The organism is Micromonospora sp. NBC_00821, from assembly GCF_036347035.1.
GTDB lineage: Bacteria > Actinomycetota > Actinomycetes > Mycobacteriales > Micromonosporaceae > Micromonospora > Micromonospora hortensis.
In genome coordinates this window covers 2,852,410-2,870,212 of record NZ_CP108880.1, presented here as the reverse complement: position 1 = coordinate 2,870,212, position 17,803 = coordinate 2,852,410, and the positions used below count along the sequence as shown (strand labels likewise).

The following is a 17,803-nucleotide window of genomic DNA, read 5'->3' as shown; positions in this document are numbered from 1 at the left end:
CGCGGGTGCAGAGCAAAGGGGCAACAACGGGCGTGTGCTCCTCGACGCGGAGCGGGCTCGGCACCAGGTCGCGCCGGGCCGGCACCGGGCCGAGGGCGGTCACCGGCCGGCGACGGGGTCCGGTGCCGCCGTTGCGGCCGCCGCGCGGGCGGCGGCGCGGACCAGGGCCGGTCCCCGGTAGATGAAGCCGGTGTAGAGCTGCACCAGGGCGGCGCCGGCATCGAACATCCGCGCCGCGTCGTCCGGATCCAGTACCCCGCCGACGCCGACGATCGGCAGCCGCCCGCCGGTCTCGGAGTGGACGAAGGCGACCACGTCGCGGGCCCGCCCGGTGAGCGGCCGACCGGAGAGGCCGCCGGCCTGCCCGCCGCGCTCGACGTCGACGCCCGCGAGGCCGTCCCGGGACAGGGTGGTGTTGGTGGCGATCACCCCGGCGGCGCCCCGGGCCAGGCAGACCTCCAGCAGCTCGGCGATCGCCGCCTCGGTCAGGTCCGGTGCGATCTTGACCAGCACCGGCTTCTCCCCCACCAGCGCGCCGAGCAGCGCGTCCAGGTGGGCACGGTCCTGCAACGACCGCAGACCCGGGGTGTTCGGTGAGGACACGTTCACCGCGAAGTAGTCGCCGTGCCCGCGCAACGCCCGGTACGAGGCGAGGTAGTCCTCGACCGCCTCGTCCAGCGGGGTCACCTTGGACTTGCCCAGCGAGATGCCCAGCGGCACCCCGAGCGGGCGCGGCAGCGCCGCCAACCGGGCGGCCAGCGCGGCGGCCCCGGCGTTGTTGAAGCCCATCCGGTTGACCACCGCCTCGCTGGCCGGCAGCCGGAACAGCCGCGGCCGGGGGTTGCCCGGCTGGGCGTGCGCGGTGACGGTGCCGACCTCCACGAAACCGAAGCCGAGCGCCGGCCAGGCCGGCAGCGCCGCGCCGTCCTTGTCCATACCGGCGGCCAACCCGACCGGGTTGGGAAACCGCACCCCGAACACGGTGCGCGGCGCGTCGACCGCGTAGCGGGCCCGCAGCGCGGCGAGCGCGGCCGGCCGCCGCGACAGGGCCGCCAACCGCCGCAGCGTCCACTCGTGCGCCGCCTCGGCGTCCCCGCCCCCGAGCCGGAACAACAACGGCCGTACCGCCTGCTCGAACACTGTCACTGGGCCGCCCGCAGGATGGCGTGCAGGTCCTGCAGAGGGCGTACCTGCATGTCGCCGCGGATCCGCGCCTCGATGCCCATCACCGCCGCGGCGGCGCCGGGGACCGTGGTGATGCAGGGGATGTCCGCGGTGACCGCGGCGCTGCGGATCTCGTAGCCGTCGGAGCGGGCGCTGGCACCCGAGCCCTGCGGCGTGTTGATCACCAGCGCCACGTGGCCGCCGCCGATCAGCGACACCGCGTCGTCGCCCGCACCGGCCTGGTAGTGCTTACGGATCTGCTCACAGGCGATGCCGTGCCGGCGCAGCACCTCGGCCGTGCCGGCGGTGGCGACGATCTCGAAGCCCAGATCGGCCAGCCGCTTGATCGGGAAGATCATGCCGCGCTTGTCCCGGTTGGCCACCGAGACGAAGATCTTCCCGGCGGTCGGCAGCGACCCGTACGCGGCCGACTGGCTCTTGGCGAAGGCATGCCCGAAGTTGGTGTCGATGCCCATCACCTCGCCGGTCGACTTCATCTCCGGCCCGAGCAGCGAGTCGATCCCCTTGCCCGCGCGGGTCCGGAAACGCTTGAACGGCAGCACCGCCTCCTTGACCGCGACCGGCGCGTCGGCGGGCATCGTGCCCCCGTCCCCCGTCGCCGGCAGCAGGCCCTCGGCGCGCAGCTCGGCGATGCTCGCTCCAAGCGCGATCCGGGCCGCCGCCTTGGCCAGCGGCACCGCCGTGGCCTTGGAGACGAACGGGACGGTCCGCGACGCGCGCGGGTTGGCCTCCAGCACGTAGAGCACGTCGTCCTTGAGGGCGTACTGCACGTTGAGCAGGCCACGGACCCCGACGCCACGCGCGATGGCCTCGGTGTAGCGGCGGACCTCGACCAGGTGCGAGCCCGCCAGGGTGATCGGCGGGAGCGCGCAGGACGAGTCGCCGGAGTGGATGCCCGCCTCCTCGATGTGCTCCATCACGCCGCCGATGTAGACCTCGCCGTCGGCGTCGCACAGCGCGTCCACGTCGATCTCGATGGCGTCGTCGAGGAACCGGTCCACCAGCACCGGGTGGTCGCCGGAGATGTCGGTGGCCCGGCCGATGTAGTCGCGCAGCGTCGGGTCGTCGTAGACGATCTCCATGCCCCGCCCGCCCAGCACGTACGACGGTCGGACCAGCACCGGGTAGCCGATCTCGTCGGCGATCGTCTTGGCCTCGTCGTACGAGGTGGCCATGCCGTGCGCCGGCGCGCGCAGTCCGGCGCGGGCCAGCACCGCGCCGAACGCGCCGCGCTCCTCGGCCAGGTGGATCGACTCCGGGGAGGTGCCGACGATCGGCACGCCGGCGTTCTTCAGCCGCTGCGCCAGCCCCAGCGGGGTCTGCCCGCCGAGCTGGACGACCACCCCGACCACACCCGGACCGCCGGCCGCCCGACCGGACGAGTCCTCGGCGTGCCAGACCTCCAGGACGTCCTCGAAGGTCAACGGCTCGAAGTAGAGCCGGTCGGCGGTGTCGTAGTCGGTGGAGACCGTCTCCGGGTTGCAGTTGACCATCACGGTCTCGTAACCGGCCGACCGCAACGCCTGCACGGCGTGCACGCAGGAGTAGTCGAACTCGATGCCCTGCCCGATCCGGTTCGGGCCGGAGCCCAGGATCAGCACCTTCGGCCGGTCCGACGGCACGACCTCGGTCTCCAGGTCGTACGTCGAGTAGTGGTACGGCGTGGTCGCCTCGAACTCGGCCGCGCAGGTGTCCACTGTCTTGTAGACCGGGCGCACGTCCAGGCGGTGGCGCAGGGTCCGTACGCCGTCCTCGGCGGCCAACTCCGGACGCAGCGCGGCGAGCTGTCGGTCGGACAGACCGGCCCGCTTGGCACGACGCAGCAGGTCGGCGTCGAGCACCGGCGCGTCGACGATCTCGGCGCGTAGCTCGATCAGCGCGGCGATCTGGTCCAGGAACCACGGGTCGATCCCGCCGGACGCCTCGGCCACCTCGGCGATCGACGCCCCGAGCCGCAGCGCCCGCTCCACCGTGTACAGCCGACCGTCGTGCGGGATCCGCAGCGCCGCGAGAGTGTCGGCCAGGGTGACGCCCGCCGGGTCCGGCACACTCCAGAAACCGGCCGACTTCGTTTCCATCGAGCGCATCGCCTTGTTCAGCGCCTCGGTGAAGTTGCGCCCGAGGCTCATCGCCTCACCCACCGACTTCATAGTGGTGGTCAGCTCCGGGTCCGCGCCGGGGAACTTCTCGAACGCGAACCGGGGGATCTTCACCACCACGTAGTCGAGGGTCGGCTCGAACGCCGCCGGGGTCTTCAGGGTGATGTCGTTGGGGATCTCGTCGAGGGTGTAGCCGATGGCCAGCTTCGCGGCGATCTTCGCGATCGGGAAGCCGGTCGCCTTGGACGCCAGCGCCGAGGACCGCGACACCCGGGGGTTCATCTCGATCACGACGATCCGGCCGTCGACCGGGTTGACCGCGAACTGGATGTTGCAGCCGCCGGTGTCCACCCCGACCTCGCGCAGCACGGCGATGCCCAGGTCACGCAGGCGCTGGTACTCCCGGTCGGTGAGCGTCATGGCCGGGGCCACAGTGACGCTGTCGCCGGTGTGCACACCCATCGGGTCGATGTTCTCGATCGAGCAGACCACCACCACGTTGTCGTGCCGGTCGCGCATCAGCTCGAGCTCGTACTCCTTCCAGCCGAGCACGCTCTCCTCGATGAGCACCTCGTGCACCGGGCTGGCCGACAGGCCGTCGCCGGCGATACGGGCCAGGTCCTCGGGGGTGTGCGCCATGCCGGAGCCCAGGCCACCCATCGTGAACGACGGCCGGATCACCACCGGCAGGCCCAGCTCGGCGACTGTCGCCTCGACCTCGTCCATCGAGTGGCAGACCCGCGAGCGGGGCACCAGCCCGGTCGGGTCGTCGACACCGAGGCGTACGCCGGCCTTCGCCACGATCTCCTTGAACAGCTGCCGGTCCTCGCCGCGGTTGATGGCGTCGATGTTCGCGCCGATCAGCTCCACGCCGTACTTCTCCAGCACGCCGGCCTCGTGCAGGGCGACGGCAGTGTTCAGCGCGGTCTGCCCGCCGAGGGTCGCCAGGATCGCGTCCGGGCGCTCCTTGGCGATGACCAGCTCCACGAACTCCGGGGTGATCGGCTCGACGTAGGTCGCGTCGGCGAACTCCGGGTCCGTCATGATCGTCGCCGGGTTGGAGTTGACCAGGCTGACCCGGATCCCCTCGCTGCGCAGCACCCGGCACGCCTGGGTGCCGGAGTAGTCGAACTCGCAGGCCTGCCCGATGACGATCGGCCCGGAGCCGATCACGAGGATGTGCTTGAGATCGGTCCGCTTAGGCATTGCTGCGCCCCTTGCTGTGGGTCCGGCCTTCGATCAAGTCGGCGAATCGGTCGAAGAGGTAGTCCGCGTCGTGCGGACCGGCCGCCGCCTCCGGGTGGTACTGGACGGTGAACGCGGGCAGGTCCACCGCCCGCAGCCCCTCGACCACGTTGTCATTGAGGCAGACGTGCGACACCCGTACGCCCCCGAAGTCGGTGTCGATCACCTGGTCGGGGACGACAGCGCCGTTGCCCGAGCCGGGGACCTGCACGGCGAAGCCATGGTTGTGGCTGGTCACCTCGACCTTGCCGGTGACCCGGTCGAGCACCGGCTGGTTGATCCCCCGGTGGCCGTAGCCCAGCTTGTAGGTGCCGAAGCCGAGCGCCCGACCGAGGATCTGGCTGCCGAAGCAGATGCCGAACAGGGGCACCTGCCGCCGCAGCGCCTCGCGGGCCAGCTCCACCGGGGCGTCGGCGGTAGCCGGATCGCCCGGGCCGGGCGACAGGAAGATCGCGTCGGCGCCGGTGGCGAGCATCTGGTCGATGCTCGACGACGCCGGCAGCACGTGGGTGGTCACCCCGCGGGTGGCCAGCCGACGCGGCACGTTGCGCTTGATGCCCAGGTCCAGCGCGGCCACTGTGAACCGGTGCTCGCCCAGGGCCTCGACGACGTACGGTTCGGCGGTGCTCACCTCGGAGGACAGGTCCGCGCCGACCATCTGCGGCGCCTGGCGGACCCGGGCCAGCAGGCTCTGCGGGTCGTTGTCGATGCTGGAGATACCCACCCGCATGGCGCCCCGCTCGCGCAGGTGCCGGGTCAGCGCCCGGGTGTCCACCCCGCTGATTCCCACCACACCCTCGGTGGCGAGGCGGTCCTCGAGACCACCGGTGGCCCGCCAGTTCGAGCCGATCCGGGCCGGGTCGCGCACGACGTAGCCGGCCACCCAGATCCGACCGGACTCGTCGTCCTCGCCGTTGACGCCGGTGTTGCCGATGTGCGGCGCGGTCTGCACCACCACCTGACGGTGGTACGACGGGTCGGTGAGGGTCTCCTGGTAACCGGTCATGCCGGTGTTGAAGACCGCCTCGCCGAAGGTCTCTCCGACGCTGCCGTACGCCTCGCCGGGGAACGTGCGCCCGTCCTCCAGCACCAGGATTGCGGGTCTGCGCTTGACCATTACTTGACAGCCTTTCCGTCCAGGACCGTCGGCTCGCCGCGCAGGAAGGTCGCCACGATGCGACCTGGCAGCGTCATGCGGGCGTACGGGGTGTTGCGACTGCGACTGGCCAGCTCCGTCGGCTCGATGGTGCGGCGGACGGCCGGGTCGATCAGGGTCAGGTTGGCCGGGACACCCGGCGCGGGGTCGACGCCGTGCCCGGTGAGGCCGGCGATCCGTGCGGGGGTGCGCGACATCCGCTCGGCGATCAGGTCCCACTCGGGGCCGAGCACGTCCAGCGCGATGGAGAGGGCCGTCTCCAGACCGAGCATCCCCGGTCGGGCGTACGCCCACTCGCACTCCTTGTCCTCCACCGCGTGCGGGGCGTGGTCGGTGGCGATCACGTCGATCACCCCGTCGGCGAGGGCGGCACGCAGCGCGGCGATGTCCGCGGCGGTACGCAGCGGCGGGTTCACCTTGTAGACCGGGTCGTAGGTTTCCGCCCGTTCGTCGGTGAGCAGCAGGTGGTGCGGGGTCACCTCGGCGGTCACGCGTACCCCACGTGCCTTTGCCTGGCGCAGCACCTCGACGCTGCCGGCGGTGGAGACGTGGCAGACGTGCAGTCGGCTGCCCACGTGCTCGGCGAGCAGCACGTCGCGGGCGATGATCGCCTCCTCGGCGACCGCCGGCCAGCCGATCAGGCCGAGCCGGGTGGAGACCTCGCCCTCGTGCATCTGGGCGCCCTCGGTGAGCCGGGGCTCCTCGGCGTGCTGGGCGATGATCCCGTCGAACGCCTTGACGTACTCCAGGGCTCGGCGCATCAACTTCGGGTCGGCGACGCAGTGCCCGTCGTCGGAGAAGATCCGCACCCGGGCCGCCGAGTCGGCCATCGCGCCCAGTTCGGCCAGCCGCTCGCCGGCCAGCCCGACGGTGACCGCGCCGATCGGCTGCACGTCGACCAGGCCGGCCTCGCGGCCGAGCCGCCAGACCTGCTCGACAACGCCGGCGGTGTCCGCCACCGGGGAGGTGTTGGCCATCGCGCAGACCGCCGTGTAGCCGCCCAGCGCCGCCGCCCGGGAACCGGACTCGACGGTCTCGGCGTCCTCCCGGCCGGGCTCGCGCAGGTGGGTGTGCAGGTCGACGAGGCCGGGCAGGGCGACCAGGCCGGTGCCGTCGACGACTGTGGCGTCCGGCGCGGTCAGGCCGGGACCGACCTCGGCGATCACGCCGTCGCGGATCAGCAGGTCGGTCGGCGCGGCGCCGACGACACTCACGCTGGTGATCAGGTACGCGGTCACCGGTTGTTCCCTCCGAGCAGCAGGTAAAGGACAGCCATCCGCACGGAAACCCCGTTGGTGACCTGTTCGACGATGGTGGAGCGGGGTGAGTCGGCGACCTCGGGGGTGATCTCCATCCCCCGGTTCATCGGGCCGGGGTGCATGACGATCGCGTGCTCGGGCAGCCGACGCATCCGCGGCCCGTCCAGGCCGTAGCGGCGGGCGTACTCGCGCGCGGAGGGGAAGTAGGAGTCGTTCATCCGCTCCCGCTGCACCCGCAGCATCATCACCACGTCCACGTTCGGCAGGACGGCGTCGAGGTCGTAGGAGACGTCGGTGCCGGGCGCGAGGGCGCCCGCGATGTCGACCGGGATGAGGGTCGGCGGGCCGACCAGGGTGACCTTGGCGCCGAGGGTGGAGAGCAGCAGCACGTTGGAGCGGGCCACCCGGGAGTGCAGCACGTCCCCGACCACAGCGACAGACAGGCCGGCGAGCCGGCCCAGCCGGGCCCGCATGGTGTACGCGTCCAGCAGCGCCTGGGTGGGGTGCTCGTGGGTGCCGTCGCCGGCGTTGACGACCGACCCGTCCACCCAGTTGGCCAGGCGGTGCGGCGCGCCGGAGGCGGGGTGTCGGATGACGACGGCGTCCGCGCCCATGGCCTGCAGGGTCAACGCGGTGTCCTTCAGGCTCTCACCCTTGGTGACGCTGGACCCCTTCGCGGAAAAGTTGATCACGTCGGCGCTGAGTCGCTTCGCCGCCGCCTCGAACGAGATCCGGGTACGCGTGGAGTCCTCGTAGAAGAGGTTCACCACCGTCCGTCCGCGCAGCGCGGGAAGCTTCTTGATCTCCCGGCCGGCGACGGTGGCCATCTCGGCGGCGGTGTCCAGGATCTCGGTGGCGGTGTCGGCGTCCAGGTCCCCGCCGGAGAGCAAGTGTTTGATCATGAGGCAGTTCCCCCGTAGAGCTTGACCTCGTCCGTCCCGTCGATCTCGGCGAGCGTCACCTTGACGCTCTCGGCGAGCGAGGTCGGGATGTTCTTGCCGACGTAGTCGGCGCGGATCGGCAACTCCCGGTGGCCCCGGTCGACCAGCACGGCGAGCTGCACCGAGGCCGGGCGGCCCACGTCGTTGAGCGCGTCGAGCGCGGCCCGGACGGTGCGACCGGAGAAGAGCACGTCGTCGACCAGGATGACCCGTTTGCCGTCGATCCCGTCGGCGGGAAGCTCGGTCGGACCCACCGCGCGGGTGGCGTGCCGACGGAGGTCGTCGCGGTACAGGGTGATGTCGAGCACACCGACCGGAACGGCGACGTCCTCGAAGGTGCTGATCCGGTCCGCGAGCCGCCGGGCGAGGGGGGTGCCCCGGGTGGGAATCCCGAGCAGCACCGTGTTGGCGGCGCCCTGGGTCTTCTCCAGGATCTGGTGGGCGATGCGGTCGACCACGCGTTGCACGTCGGCGCTGGCGAGGATCACCTTCACCGAGGGTTGTTGCGGTGGTGACGAGCGGGCAGCCGGTGGGTATGCCACGGCGGACCTCCTTCCCCGCCTCACGGGACGGGTCGTTAAAGGATGTCGGGCACCTCCGGCCGGACCGCTCAGCAGACCTGGGCCGGGGCTTCCGCCACGTTACCAGTGGTCACCGGGGTGATGGACGGCGGCCGCTGACCACCGGGTCAGGTACCGGAAAAGGGGAAAACTCCCCGGACGCTCCGCAACGGGAGGGGCACGACCACTTGACCACGTGTCGCATTCCCCGTACCGTCACGCTCCGTAGCGATCGACGGGAGAACCCCGAGCAGCACTGGGAGTGTCCGAATGCCCTCTGAATACGCCAAGTCTCTGGGCGCCCGCCTGCGCTCCATCCGCCAGCAGCAGGGTCTTTCCCTGCAGGGTGTGGAGGAGAAGTCGAACGGGCGGTGGAAGGCCGTGGTGGTCGGCTCGTACGAGCGTGGCGACCGGGCCGTGACGGTGTCCCGTCTGGCCGAGTTGGCCGAGTTCTACCGCGTACCCGTCTCGGAGCTGCTGCCTGACGGCAGTGGCGTCCGCCACGAGCCCACCAGCAAGATTGTCCTGGACCTGGAGCGGCTCTACGACGAGGCCTCCGAGGACCTGGCCTACGTCGCCCGCTACGCCCGCGCCATCCAGCAGCAGCGCGGCGACTACAACGGCCGGGTGCTCTCCATCCGCGCCGACGACCTGCGGGCGCTCGCGATCGTGTACGACGCCTCACCGTCGGGCCTGATCGAGCGGCTCACCGAGCACGGCGTGCTGGTGGCCGACCCCCGGGCGTTCTTCGCCTCCTGATCTGCCGCTCCACCTGATCTGCCGCTCCACCGAAAGGGCCCGTGCCAACTGGCACGGGCCCTTTTCGGATGTGCGGTGTTCGGTGGGACGCTCAGCGGGTGGCGTACTCGGCGATCCGGCCGAGCACCCCGTTGAGGAAGCGCGGCGAATCGTCAGTCGACATCTGCCGAGCCAGCTCCACTGCCTCGCTGATCGCCACCGCGTCGTCGATCTCGTCGACGTAGAGCAACTCGTAGACGGCGATCCGGGCCAGATTACGGTCGACGACCGGCATCCGCTCCAGCGTCCAACCCTCGGCGTAGCTGGCGATCAGCTCGTCGATCCGGTCGAGGTGCTCGGCGACCCCCTCGACCAGGCCCACCGCGTAGCCGAGATGCTCCGGTCGGGGCTGCTCGATGCGCTGCACGTAGCCGGCGAGCACCTCTACCGGAGGCTTGTCCCGAAGGTCGGCCTCGTAAAGGACATCCAGCGCCCGCTTGCGCGCCTTGCGGCGCGCCGGCATCTGCTGCTTGGAACCCTCAGCCATCAGGCGCGGCCGAGGTAACGGCCGTCGCGGGTGTCGACCTTGATCTTCTCGCCGGTGGTGATGAACAGCGGAACCGGCACTGTGGCGCCGGTCTCCACTGTCGCCGGCTTGGTGCCGCCGGTCGAACGGTCGCCCTGCAGGCCCGGCTCGGTGTAGGTGACCTCCAGCACGACGCTGGTGGGCAGCTCGATGTAGAGCGGCACACCCTCGTGCTGGGCGACTGTCGCCTCCGCCTCGGGCAGCAGGTAGTTGGCTGCCTCACCGACGGTGCCACCGGGCACGGTGATCTGGTCGAAGGTCTCCAGATCCATGAAGACGAAGTCCTCACCGTCGGCGTACAGGTACTGCATCGTGCGCTTGTCAACGGTCGCGGTTTCGACCTTGGTGCCCGCGTTGAAGGTCTTGTCGACCACCTTCCCGGACAGCACGTTCTTCAGCGTGGTGCGCACGAAGGCACCACCCTTACCGGGCTTGACGTGCTGGAACTCGACGACGGCCCAGAGCTCGCCGTCCAGGTTGAGTACCAGGCCGTTTTTGAGGTCGTTGGTGGAGGCCATTTCCTGCCTTGATCATCAATTGGCGGACAGACCTGGCAAGTCTACAAGCTGCGTCGAATCGGACGGTCCCCCGTTCGGAGCGCCCGGTCGGTGGGCCCTCAGCGGGTGGCCAGATGCTGCAGAGCGAGACGATAGCCGTCGATACCGAGACCGCAGATCACCCCGGTCGCCACCGCCGAGACCACCGAGTGGTGCCGGAATTCCTCACGGGTGTGGATGTTGGAGATGTGCACCTCCAGCAGCGGCCCCCGCAGCATGGCGCAGGCGTCCCGCACCGCGTACGAGTAGTGCGACCAGGCGGCCGGGTTGAGCACGACAGCGGCGCCCTCGTCGGCCGCCGTGTGCAGCCAGCCGAGCAGCTCGTGCTCCGCGTCGGTCTGCCGGACCGTCACCGCCAGCCCCAGCTCCCGAGCGGTGCTCTCGCAGAGCGCCACCAGGTCCGCGTAGCTGGTCGCGCCGTACACATCGGGCTCGCGGGTGCCCAGCCGGCCCAGGTTCGGCCCGTTCAAGACGTAGACCTTCACGCGGTTGCCACCTCGCGGTAGGCGGCCTCCAGCAACGCGTCGTCGGGGCCCTCCAACATCGCCGGGCGGGCCAGCCCGTCGAGCACCACGAAGCGCAGCCGACTGCCCCGGGTCTTCTTGTCCACCCGCATCGCGGCCAACAGCTGCGGCCAGGCGTCGGCCGGGTAGCTCACCGGCAGGCCCAGCGCGCTCAGTGTGACCCGGTGTCGGTCGGCGGTCGGCGCGTCCAGCCGCCCGGCGAGCCGGGCGAGGGTGGCCGCGTACACCAGACCGACGGCGACGGCGTGGCCGTGCCGCCAGCGGTAGCCCTCGTTCTGCTCGATGGCGTGGGCCAGGGTGTGCCCGTAGTTGAGCACCTCCCGCAGGCCCGACTCGCGCAGGTCGCCGGCGACCACGTCGGCCTTGACCCGGATGGCCCGCTCGATCAGCTCCCGGCTCACCGGTCCTCGGGGGTCGGTGGCGGCCTCCGGGTCGTCCTCGATGAGATGCAGGATCGTCGGGTCGGCGATGAAACCGCACTTGACGACCTCGGCCAGCCCGGCCGCCAGGTCGACAGCGGGCAGGCTGTCCAGAGTGGCCAGGTCGGCTAACACCCCGACCGGCGGGTGGAACGCGCCCACCAGGTTCTTGCCGGCGGCCGTGTTGATGCCCGTCTTGCCGCCCACCGCGGCGTCGACCATGCCCAGCAGCGAGGTCGCCACCGGCACCCAGCGCACCCCCCGCAACCAGCAGGCCGCGACGAAGCCGGCCAGGTCGGTCACCGCGCCGCCGCCCACCCCGACCACCGCGTCGGTACGGGTGAAGCCGGCCGCTCCGAGCCGGTCCCAGCAGGACGCGGCCACCTCGATGTGCTTTCCCGACTCGGCGTCGGGCACCTCGATCGGCAGTGGCTCGACGCCGGCGGCGCGCAGGCGTTCGCCGAGCGCGTCCGCGAGGGCCTTGAGCGGAGGCGCGTGCAACACCGCAACCCGGGTCGCGCCGGGCAGCAGGCCGGGCAGCGCACCCAGCAGGTCACGTCCCACCAAGACGTCGTACGGCCGCTCGCCGCCGACCGGAATTCGGGTCACCTCGTCCATCGCCGGCAGCCTAGTCCAGCGGGCGGCGCGGCGAGGGCGGCTGTCCACCTGCTGGCCGAGCGGCCCAGTCCGCCAACCGGCGGGCGTGCTCGGCCACCGCGGCGCGCAGCGCGTCCGGATGCCGCACTGTGAACGGACACCCCAGTCCGGCGAGGAGCGCCGCCATCCCGGGCAGGCTCTCCGCTCGGGCCCGCAGGAGCACCCCGTCGGTGGTGGCGGTCAACTCGGCGACGCTGGGCGGGATGCGGCGGCGGGCGGCGACCAGGTCGGTCTCCAGCACGACCTCCACCTCGTGCGTGTACGGCACGCCGGCCAGCGACCGGGTCACCCAGGCCACCGCCTCGAAGCCGTCCGGCACTGTGAACGTCGCCGCGCCGGGCGTCACCGTGCCGATCCGGTCCAGTCGGAAGGTGCGGATCTCCCCGCGTCGGTGGTCGTGGCCGGTGACATACCAACGGCCGGAGTGGAAGACCAGCCCGTACGGGTCGAGCTCGCGGTGCGACTGCTCGCCGCGCCAGGAGCGGTAGTCCAGCGCCACCCGCTGTCGGTGCCGGGTGGCCGAGGCCAGCGCGAGCAGGGTGCCCGACGCCGGTCCGCGTTCCGGCTCCGGACGACGCAGGGTGAAGCCCAGGTGCTCCTGGACGGCGGCGAGCCGGTCGGCGAGCGCCGCCGGCAGCACCCGGCGGATCTTCGCCAGGGCGGTGGCGGTGGCGGGCTGTTCGGTGGCGAGCCCGACCCGTTCGGCGACGACGAGGCCGAGCAGCACGGCCACCGCCTCGTCGTCGGTGAGCATCAGCGGGGGCAGCTTGTAGCCGGAGTGCAGCCGGTAGCCGCCGTATCGGCCCCGGTCGGCGGTGACGGGGATGCCCAGTTCGACAAGCGTGGTGGCGTACCGGCGCACGGTCCGCTCGTCCACACCGAGGCGGCCGGCGAGTTCGGCGGCCGTCGACCGGTGCCGGGTCTGCAGCAGTTCGAGCAGGGCCAGCACCCGTCCTGCGGGATGTGACACGGGCCACTCCTCAAAACCGGGCGGATCCTGTCCGGAATAGATCGTACGGTCTGTCGGTAGCCGAGAGAAGGAGCCACAGATGGCGACATTCGTGCTGGTGCCGGGATTCTGGCTGGGTGCCTGGGCGTGGCGGGACGTGACCGTCGCGCTGCGGTCGCAGGGGCACGAGGTCTATCCGATGACGCTGACCGGGGTGGGCGAACGCGACCATCTCGCCGGGCCGGAGGTCAGCCTGGACACGCACACCACCGACATCGTCCGACTGATCGAGGTCGAGGACCTGCGCGACGTACTGCTGGTCGGTCACTCCGGCGGGGGGATGCCGGCGGCCCAGGCGGTGGACCGCATCCCGGACCGGATCGCCCGGATCGTCTACGTGGAGAGCGGGCCGTTGCCGGACGGCACGGCGCAGTTCGACACGCTGCCGCCGGAGGAGCAGCAGCGGCTGCGGGCCGCGATCGGCACCGGACACCTGCTGCCGCCGCCGGCCTGGGATCCGGCCGCCGACCCGACCAACCTGGCCGGCCTGGACGAGCCGACGCTCGCGCTGCTGCGTACCCGGGCCACCCCGCAGCCGCTACGGGCCGCCACCGACCCGGTCCGACGCACCGGTGGGCGCCCGGTGCCGACCGCGCTGGTCGCCAGCACGTTCCCGCTCGACGTGGTGCGGCAGATGATCCAACAGGAGCATCCGTTCTTCACCGGCCTGGCCGACGGCCAGCTGCATGAGCTGCCCACCGGGCACTGGCCGATGCTCAGCGAGCCGAAGGCTCTGGCCGACGTCCTCGACCTGATCGCCCGCAGCTGAGGACCACCCCTCTGCGCCGATCTTGCGGTTCCGGTTGCCGAGATGGGGGGAAACGCCCCCTACGTCGGAACGGTAAGTGCAAGATCGGCGCGACAGGTCCGCGTCAGCGCGGAAGCAGAGCGGCGACGTCGGCGACGACCTGCGCCGGGGCCCGGCCATCGGTGACCACCGTCTCGGTGGCGACCTCGGCGTAGAGCGGCTTGCGCTGGTCCAGCAGGTGCTTGAGGGTCGCCCGTGGGTTGATCGCCAGCAGCGGCCGGCCGGCGCCGAGCCCGACCCGCCGCACCGCGTCGGGCAGCTCGACCGAGAGGTGCACCACCCGGTGCCCGATCAGGGCCGCCCGGGTCTCCTCGGCCAGCACCGCGCCGCCGCCGAGGGCGAGCACGCCCGTGCCGCCAGCCAGCGCCGCGGCCACGGCGGCCCGTTCCAAGGTACGGAAGTGGGCCTCACCCTCGTCGATGAAGATCTCCGGAATCGGCTTGCCGGCCATCTGCTCGATGTCGGTGTCGGTGTCGCGGAACTCCACCCCGAGCGTGGCGGCGAGCGCCCGCCCGACGGTGGTCTTGCCGCACCCGGGCGCGCCGACCAGCACGACGACCGGTGCCATCAGCGGATCACCAACGCGTCGAGGTACCCGGCCAGGTTGCGGCGGATCTCGGCGATCGAGTCTCCACCGAACTTCTCGGTGGCCGCCTCGGCCAGCACCAGCGCCACCATCGCCTCGGCGACCACCGCCGCGGCGGGCACCGCGCAGACGTCGGAGCGCTGGTTGATCGCGGTGGCCGGCTCGCCCGTGGTGACGTCCACGGTGGCCAGCGCCCGGTTCAGCGAGGAGATCGGCTTCATGGCGGCGCGGACCCGCAGCGGCTCACCGGTGGTGATGCCACCCTCCAGGCCGCCGGCCCGGTCGGTGACCCGGCGGACGCCGGTGGCCGACGGGATGATCTCGTCGTGCGCCTCCGAACCGCGCGAGCGGGCCTGCTGCCAGCCGTCGCCGATCTCCACGCCCTTGATCGCCTGAATGGACATCAGCGCGGTGGCCAGCCGGGCGTCGAGCTTGCGGTCCCACTGCACGTGGCTGCCCAGCCCCGGTGGCACCCCGTACGCCAGCACCTCGACCACACCCCCGAGGGTGTCAGCGGCCTTCTTCGCGGCATCGACCTCGGCGACCATCAGGGCGCTGGCCTCCGGGTCGAGGCAGCGCAGCGGGTCGGCGTCGATCCGGGCCGTGTCGGACGGCGTGGGACGCAGGCCGGGCTTCGCGGCCACCGGGCCCAGCTCGACGACGTGCGAGACGATCTCGATACCGAGCGCCTGACGGATCAGCGCCTTGGCGACAGTGCCGACGGCCACCCGCGCGGCGGTCTCCCGTGCGCTGGCGCGCTCCAGGATCGGCCGAGCGTCGGTGTGGCCGTACTTCTGCATGCCGGCCAGGTCCGCGTGGCCGGGCCGGGGGCGGGTCAGCGGGGCGTTGCGGGCCTGCCGGGCCAGCTCGTCGGGGTCGACCGGGTCGGCGGCCATCACGGTCTGCCACTTCGGCCACTCGGAGTTGCCGACCCGGATCGCCACCGGGCTGCCCAGGGTCACGCCGTGCCGCAGGCCGCCGAGCAGCTCGACCTCGTCCCGCTCGAACGACATCCGGGCACCCCGCCCGTAGCCCAGCCGTCGACGGGCCAGCTCGTCGGCGATCTCGGTGGTGGTCACCTCGATGCCGGCCGGCACCCCCTCCAACATCGCGACGAGGGCGGGACCGTGCGATTCACCTGCAGTCAGCCAGCGCAACACAGCGGTCAGTCTGTCACGGCGGGCCACCGCCGCGGCGCGCTCCCCGTCGCGTCCCGCCCAGCGGACGCCGCCGCCCGCTCACGCGGGCGGCGGCTCAGATCCCCCGACCGCGCTTGTGCAGGGTGCGCAGCACCGCGTCGGCCCGGACCACCCGACCGGCGACGGCGAGGGCCAGGTAGGCGCGCGGCTCGCGGGGGTTGCTCCGCAGGGTGCGCCGGGCCCAGCGCAGCGCGCCCCGGCGGTCGCCGGAGGCGGCCTGGGCAAACGCGATCTGCCCAGCCACCCGGGCCTCGCCGGCCGGTTGACTGGCGAACTCCGGGTAGCGCCGCAGCAACCACTGCAACGCCTCCGAGATGGTGTCCCAACGCTGCGCGAAGTACGAACGCTTGTGCCAGCGGACCAGCACCGACGGCGTCCGCAGGTTGATCAGCGGCGCGCTGCGCGCGGCCCGCAGCAGGAACTCGTAGTCCTCCGCGTAGCTGCCCGGGATCTCCTCGTCGACCAGCCCGAACCCGTTGCGCAACGCGGTGGCGCGGATCAGGAAGGTCGACGGGTGCAGCTCCGTCATCCGGTCGCGAAGCAGGTCGTCCAGGGTGATCCGGTCCTTGTCGAGCACCCGGTCGACGGTGTGCCCGTCGTAGTTGACCCGGATGCCGCAGCAGACGAACTCGGCGGCCGGGTCGCCGACCAGCGCGTCGACCTGGGCGGCCAGCTTGCCGGGCAGCCACTCGTCGTCGTCGTCGCAGAACGCGACCAGCTCGCCCTCCGCCGCGAGGGTGCCGCTGTTGCGCGCACCGGCCAACCCGGGGGTACGCGCGTTGCGGATCACCCGCACCACGCGGGCCGGGCCGCTCCCCAGCTCGGTCAGCGACTCGTCCGGCGCGGACTGGTCGAACACCACGACGACCTCGATCAGGGCCGGGTAGTCCTGTGCCAGGATCGCGCGCACCGCGGCCCGCAGCAGCTCGGGGCGGTCCCGGGTGGGCACCACGACGCTGACGGTCGGCTGCTGGGTCATCGAATCTCCTTCGTACCCGGGCGCGGCCGGGACCAGGCCCGCCACCGGGGTGGGCGCGGGGTCGAACGGGCCACCAGGTCGTCGACGATCTGCCCGACCCGGGCCACCGCCGCCCGTCGTGCCTCGTGTGCCTCCGGGTCGGCGGCCACCGCGTACCGGGACGGGTCGGCCACCCCGGCGGCCAACGCGTCGTGCAGGGCCTCCCGGGTCTCGCAGAGCGCCACCAGCCCGGCGGCGCCGAGCCGACGGGCGAAGAGGAGCTGGTGGTTGTCGACGTGCTCACCGCGAGCCGGATCGCGGGGCACCACGATGGGCAGGTGACCGTGCCGGCGGGCCTCCAGGATGGTCGCCGGGCCACCGTGGCAGACCACCAGGTCCGCATCGATCATCGCCTGTTGCAACGCGTCGTGGCCGAGGAACGGCACCGCGCCGCTCAGCTGGGGCGCTGCGGTATGCCCGTGCTGCATGGTCAGCCCGATCGGGCCGGAGGCATGCGCGTGCCATTGCGCCAACCAGTCGACGAGCCTGTCGAAAGGGTGCTTGTCCGTGCCCACCGCGACCAGCAGCCGGAGCTGGGCGACGGCCGAGCTGTCGCGCTGGCGCGGCAGGCGGGCCGCCTCGGTGACCGGCCGGGGTTGCGGACGCCGGGCGGTGCCCGTCTCCCCCGTCACAGCAGCGTCCCGACGACTGTCGCCTCGGGGTACTGCCGGCGCTGCTCGTCCCACTGCACGAGCATCGCGGACAGGAAAGGCCGGCAGAGCCGAGCGGTCAACGTCGGGGTGTCGATCCGGTCGTACACCTCGATGTAGACGGTTGGGATGCGCCGCAGCCGGGCCAGCACCACGAACGGCACCGCCACACCGGCACCGGTGGTGACCACGGCGGCTACCCGCCGCGCCCGCAGCACCCGCCAGGCCAGCAGCGCGTTGCGCAGCAGGTTCGGCACGTTGCGGGTGGTCGGGTGGTGCGCCGGTACCAGGTCCTCGCCGGCCAGCAGTGACACCGCCTCCGGGGTGTCGAAGGTGACCCAGCAGCGCCGCCACTGTTCGTACCAGGGCCGCAGGGCCAGTAGTTGGGCCAGATGGCCGCCGCTGGAGCCGACCAGCAGCAGCACCGGCGCCCCACTGTCGTCGTTGTTCGTGTCCACGCGACTCCCCACAAGTTCGCTTGGAATTTCAGTTCACGCCAGGCAGAAGCAGATCACACGATCCCCGGTCGTTGAATAGCGCGACCGGTCGAGATGACGATCTCCACAGCGGGCGGTGCGGTACACCGAACGTCCGAGGTCCATCGATC

18 protein-coding genes are annotated in these 17,803 nt (G+C 71.9%); 2 read left to right on the top strand and 16 right to left on the bottom strand.

Annotated elements, in window-relative coordinates:
• Positions 1-99 precede the first annotated feature (99 nt).
• From OHB44_RS13025 to pyrR, 6 genes are read right to left on the bottom strand one after another with little or no spacing between them, the layout of a single operon-like run.
• Positions 100-1,146 (bottom strand): quinone-dependent dihydroorotate dehydrogenase, encoded by a 1,047-nt coding sequence (locus OHB44_RS13025; protein WP_238686207.1) that lies wholly within the window; start codon positions 1,144-1,146, stop codon positions 100-102.
• On the bottom strand, positions 1,143-4,490 hold the full coding sequence (carB, locus tag OHB44_RS13020; RefSeq protein WP_238686208.1) for a carbamoyl-phosphate synthase large subunit: 3,348 nt from the start codon (positions 4,488-4,490) through the stop codon (positions 1,143-1,145). Before carB ends, OHB44_RS13025 begins: the two co-directional genes overlap by 4 nt.
• Positions 4,483-5,646 (bottom strand): glutamine-hydrolyzing carbamoyl-phosphate synthase small subunit, encoded by a 1,164-nt coding sequence (carA, locus tag OHB44_RS13015; RefSeq protein WP_238686209.1) that lies wholly within the window; start codon positions 5,644-5,646, stop codon positions 4,483-4,485. The genes carB and carA overlap by 8 nt, the downstream gene beginning before the upstream one ends.
• Positions 5,646-6,923 (bottom strand): dihydroorotase, encoded by a 1,278-nt coding sequence (locus OHB44_RS13010; protein ID WP_238686210.1) that lies wholly within the window; start codon positions 6,921-6,923, stop codon positions 5,646-5,648. Before OHB44_RS13010 ends, carA begins: the two co-directional genes overlap by 1 nt.
• A complete protein-coding gene (locus OHB44_RS13005) occupies positions 6,920-7,846 on the bottom strand; it encodes an aspartate carbamoyltransferase catalytic subunit (RefSeq protein WP_238686211.1) in 927 nt (308 codons plus the stop codon). Before OHB44_RS13005 ends, OHB44_RS13010 begins: the two co-directional genes overlap by 4 nt.
• Positions 7,843-8,427 carry a bifunctional pyr operon transcriptional regulator/uracil phosphoribosyltransferase PyrR gene (pyrR, locus tag OHB44_RS13000; RefSeq protein WP_266302996.1) on the bottom strand — a complete coding sequence of 195 codons (585 nt, stop codon included), beginning with the start codon at positions 8,425-8,427 and terminating at the stop codon, positions 7,843-7,845. The genes OHB44_RS13005 and pyrR overlap by 4 nt, the downstream gene beginning before the upstream one ends.
• Before the next feature lie 288 nt (positions 8,428-8,715).
• Between pyrR and bldD the strand changes: the two genes are divergently transcribed.
• The gene (bldD, locus tag OHB44_RS12995; RefSeq protein WP_007458348.1) at positions 8,716-9,204 is read left to right on the top strand and encodes a transcriptional regulator BldD; all 489 of its coding nucleotides are present in this window, start codon (positions 8,716-8,718) and stop codon (positions 9,202-9,204) included.
• Positions 9,205-9,295: 91 nt separating this feature from the next.
• On the opposite strand, the gene nusB is transcribed toward bldD, so the two are convergent.
• From nusB to OHB44_RS12970, 5 genes are all read right to left on the bottom strand, one after another.
• Positions 9,296-9,706: a transcription antitermination factor NusB gene (gene nusB, locus OHB44_RS12990; RefSeq protein WP_208641306.1), complete on the bottom strand. Its 411-nt coding sequence runs from the start codon at positions 9,704-9,706 to the stop codon at positions 9,296-9,298.
• 23 nt (positions 9,707-9,729) lie between these two features.
• Complete coding sequence (gene efp, locus OHB44_RS12985; protein ID WP_007458344.1) at positions 9,730-10,287, bottom strand: elongation factor P; 558 nt, start codon at positions 10,285-10,287, stop codon at positions 9,730-9,732.
• A 98-nt stretch (positions 10,288-10,385) separates the two neighbouring features.
• On the bottom strand, positions 10,386-10,811 hold the full coding sequence (aroQ, locus tag OHB44_RS12980) for a type II 3-dehydroquinate dehydratase (protein ID WP_266302997.1): 426 nt from the start codon (positions 10,809-10,811) through the stop codon (positions 10,386-10,388).
• Complete coding sequence (aroB, locus tag OHB44_RS12975; RefSeq protein WP_330440867.1) at positions 10,808-11,887, bottom strand: 3-dehydroquinate synthase; 1,080 nt, start codon at positions 11,885-11,887, stop codon at positions 10,808-10,810. Before aroB ends, aroQ begins: the two co-directional genes overlap by 4 nt.
• A 10-nt stretch (positions 11,888-11,897) precedes the next feature.
• A complete protein-coding gene (locus tag OHB44_RS12970; RefSeq protein WP_238686215.1) occupies positions 11,898-12,896 on the bottom strand; it encodes a helix-turn-helix transcriptional regulator in 999 nt (332 codons plus the stop codon).
• A gap of 79 nt (positions 12,897-12,975) precedes the next feature.
• Between OHB44_RS12970 and OHB44_RS12965 the strand changes: the two genes are divergently transcribed.
• Positions 12,976-13,704, top strand: a complete 729-nt coding sequence (locus OHB44_RS12965; RefSeq protein WP_238686216.1) for an alpha/beta fold hydrolase — start codon at positions 12,976-12,978, stop codon at positions 13,702-13,704.
• A gap of 103 nt (positions 13,705-13,807) precedes the next feature.
• Here OHB44_RS12965 and OHB44_RS12960 read toward each other — a convergent pair whose 3' ends face one another.
• The 5 genes from OHB44_RS12960 to OHB44_RS12940 form a co-directional block, all read right to left on the bottom strand.
• Positions 13,808-14,311 carry a shikimate kinase gene (locus OHB44_RS12960; RefSeq protein ID WP_238686217.1) on the bottom strand — a complete coding sequence of 168 codons (504 nt, stop codon included), beginning with the start codon at positions 14,309-14,311 and terminating at the stop codon, positions 13,808-13,810.
• Positions 14,311-15,489: a chorismate synthase gene (gene aroC, locus OHB44_RS12955; RefSeq protein WP_091401884.1), complete on the bottom strand. Its 1,179-nt coding sequence runs from the start codon at positions 15,487-15,489 to the stop codon at positions 14,311-14,313. Before aroC ends, OHB44_RS12960 begins: the two co-directional genes overlap by 1 nt.
• 94 nt (positions 15,490-15,583) lie before the next feature.
• A complete protein-coding gene (locus OHB44_RS12950) occupies positions 15,584-16,507 on the bottom strand; it encodes a glycosyltransferase family 2 protein (RefSeq protein ID WP_330440866.1) in 924 nt (307 codons plus the stop codon).
• Positions 16,504-17,178, bottom strand: a complete 675-nt coding sequence (locus OHB44_RS12945) for a glycosyltransferase (RefSeq protein ID WP_266303001.1) — start codon at positions 17,176-17,178, stop codon at positions 16,504-16,506. The genes OHB44_RS12950 and OHB44_RS12945 overlap by 4 nt, the downstream gene beginning before the upstream one ends.
• On the bottom strand, positions 17,175-17,654 hold the full coding sequence (locus OHB44_RS12940; RefSeq protein WP_124821238.1) for a UDP-N-acetylglucosamine--LPS N-acetylglucosamine transferase: 480 nt from the start codon (positions 17,652-17,654) through the stop codon (positions 17,175-17,177). Before OHB44_RS12940 ends, OHB44_RS12945 begins: the two co-directional genes overlap by 4 nt.
• Between the last annotated feature and the right edge of the window lie 149 nt (positions 17,655-17,803).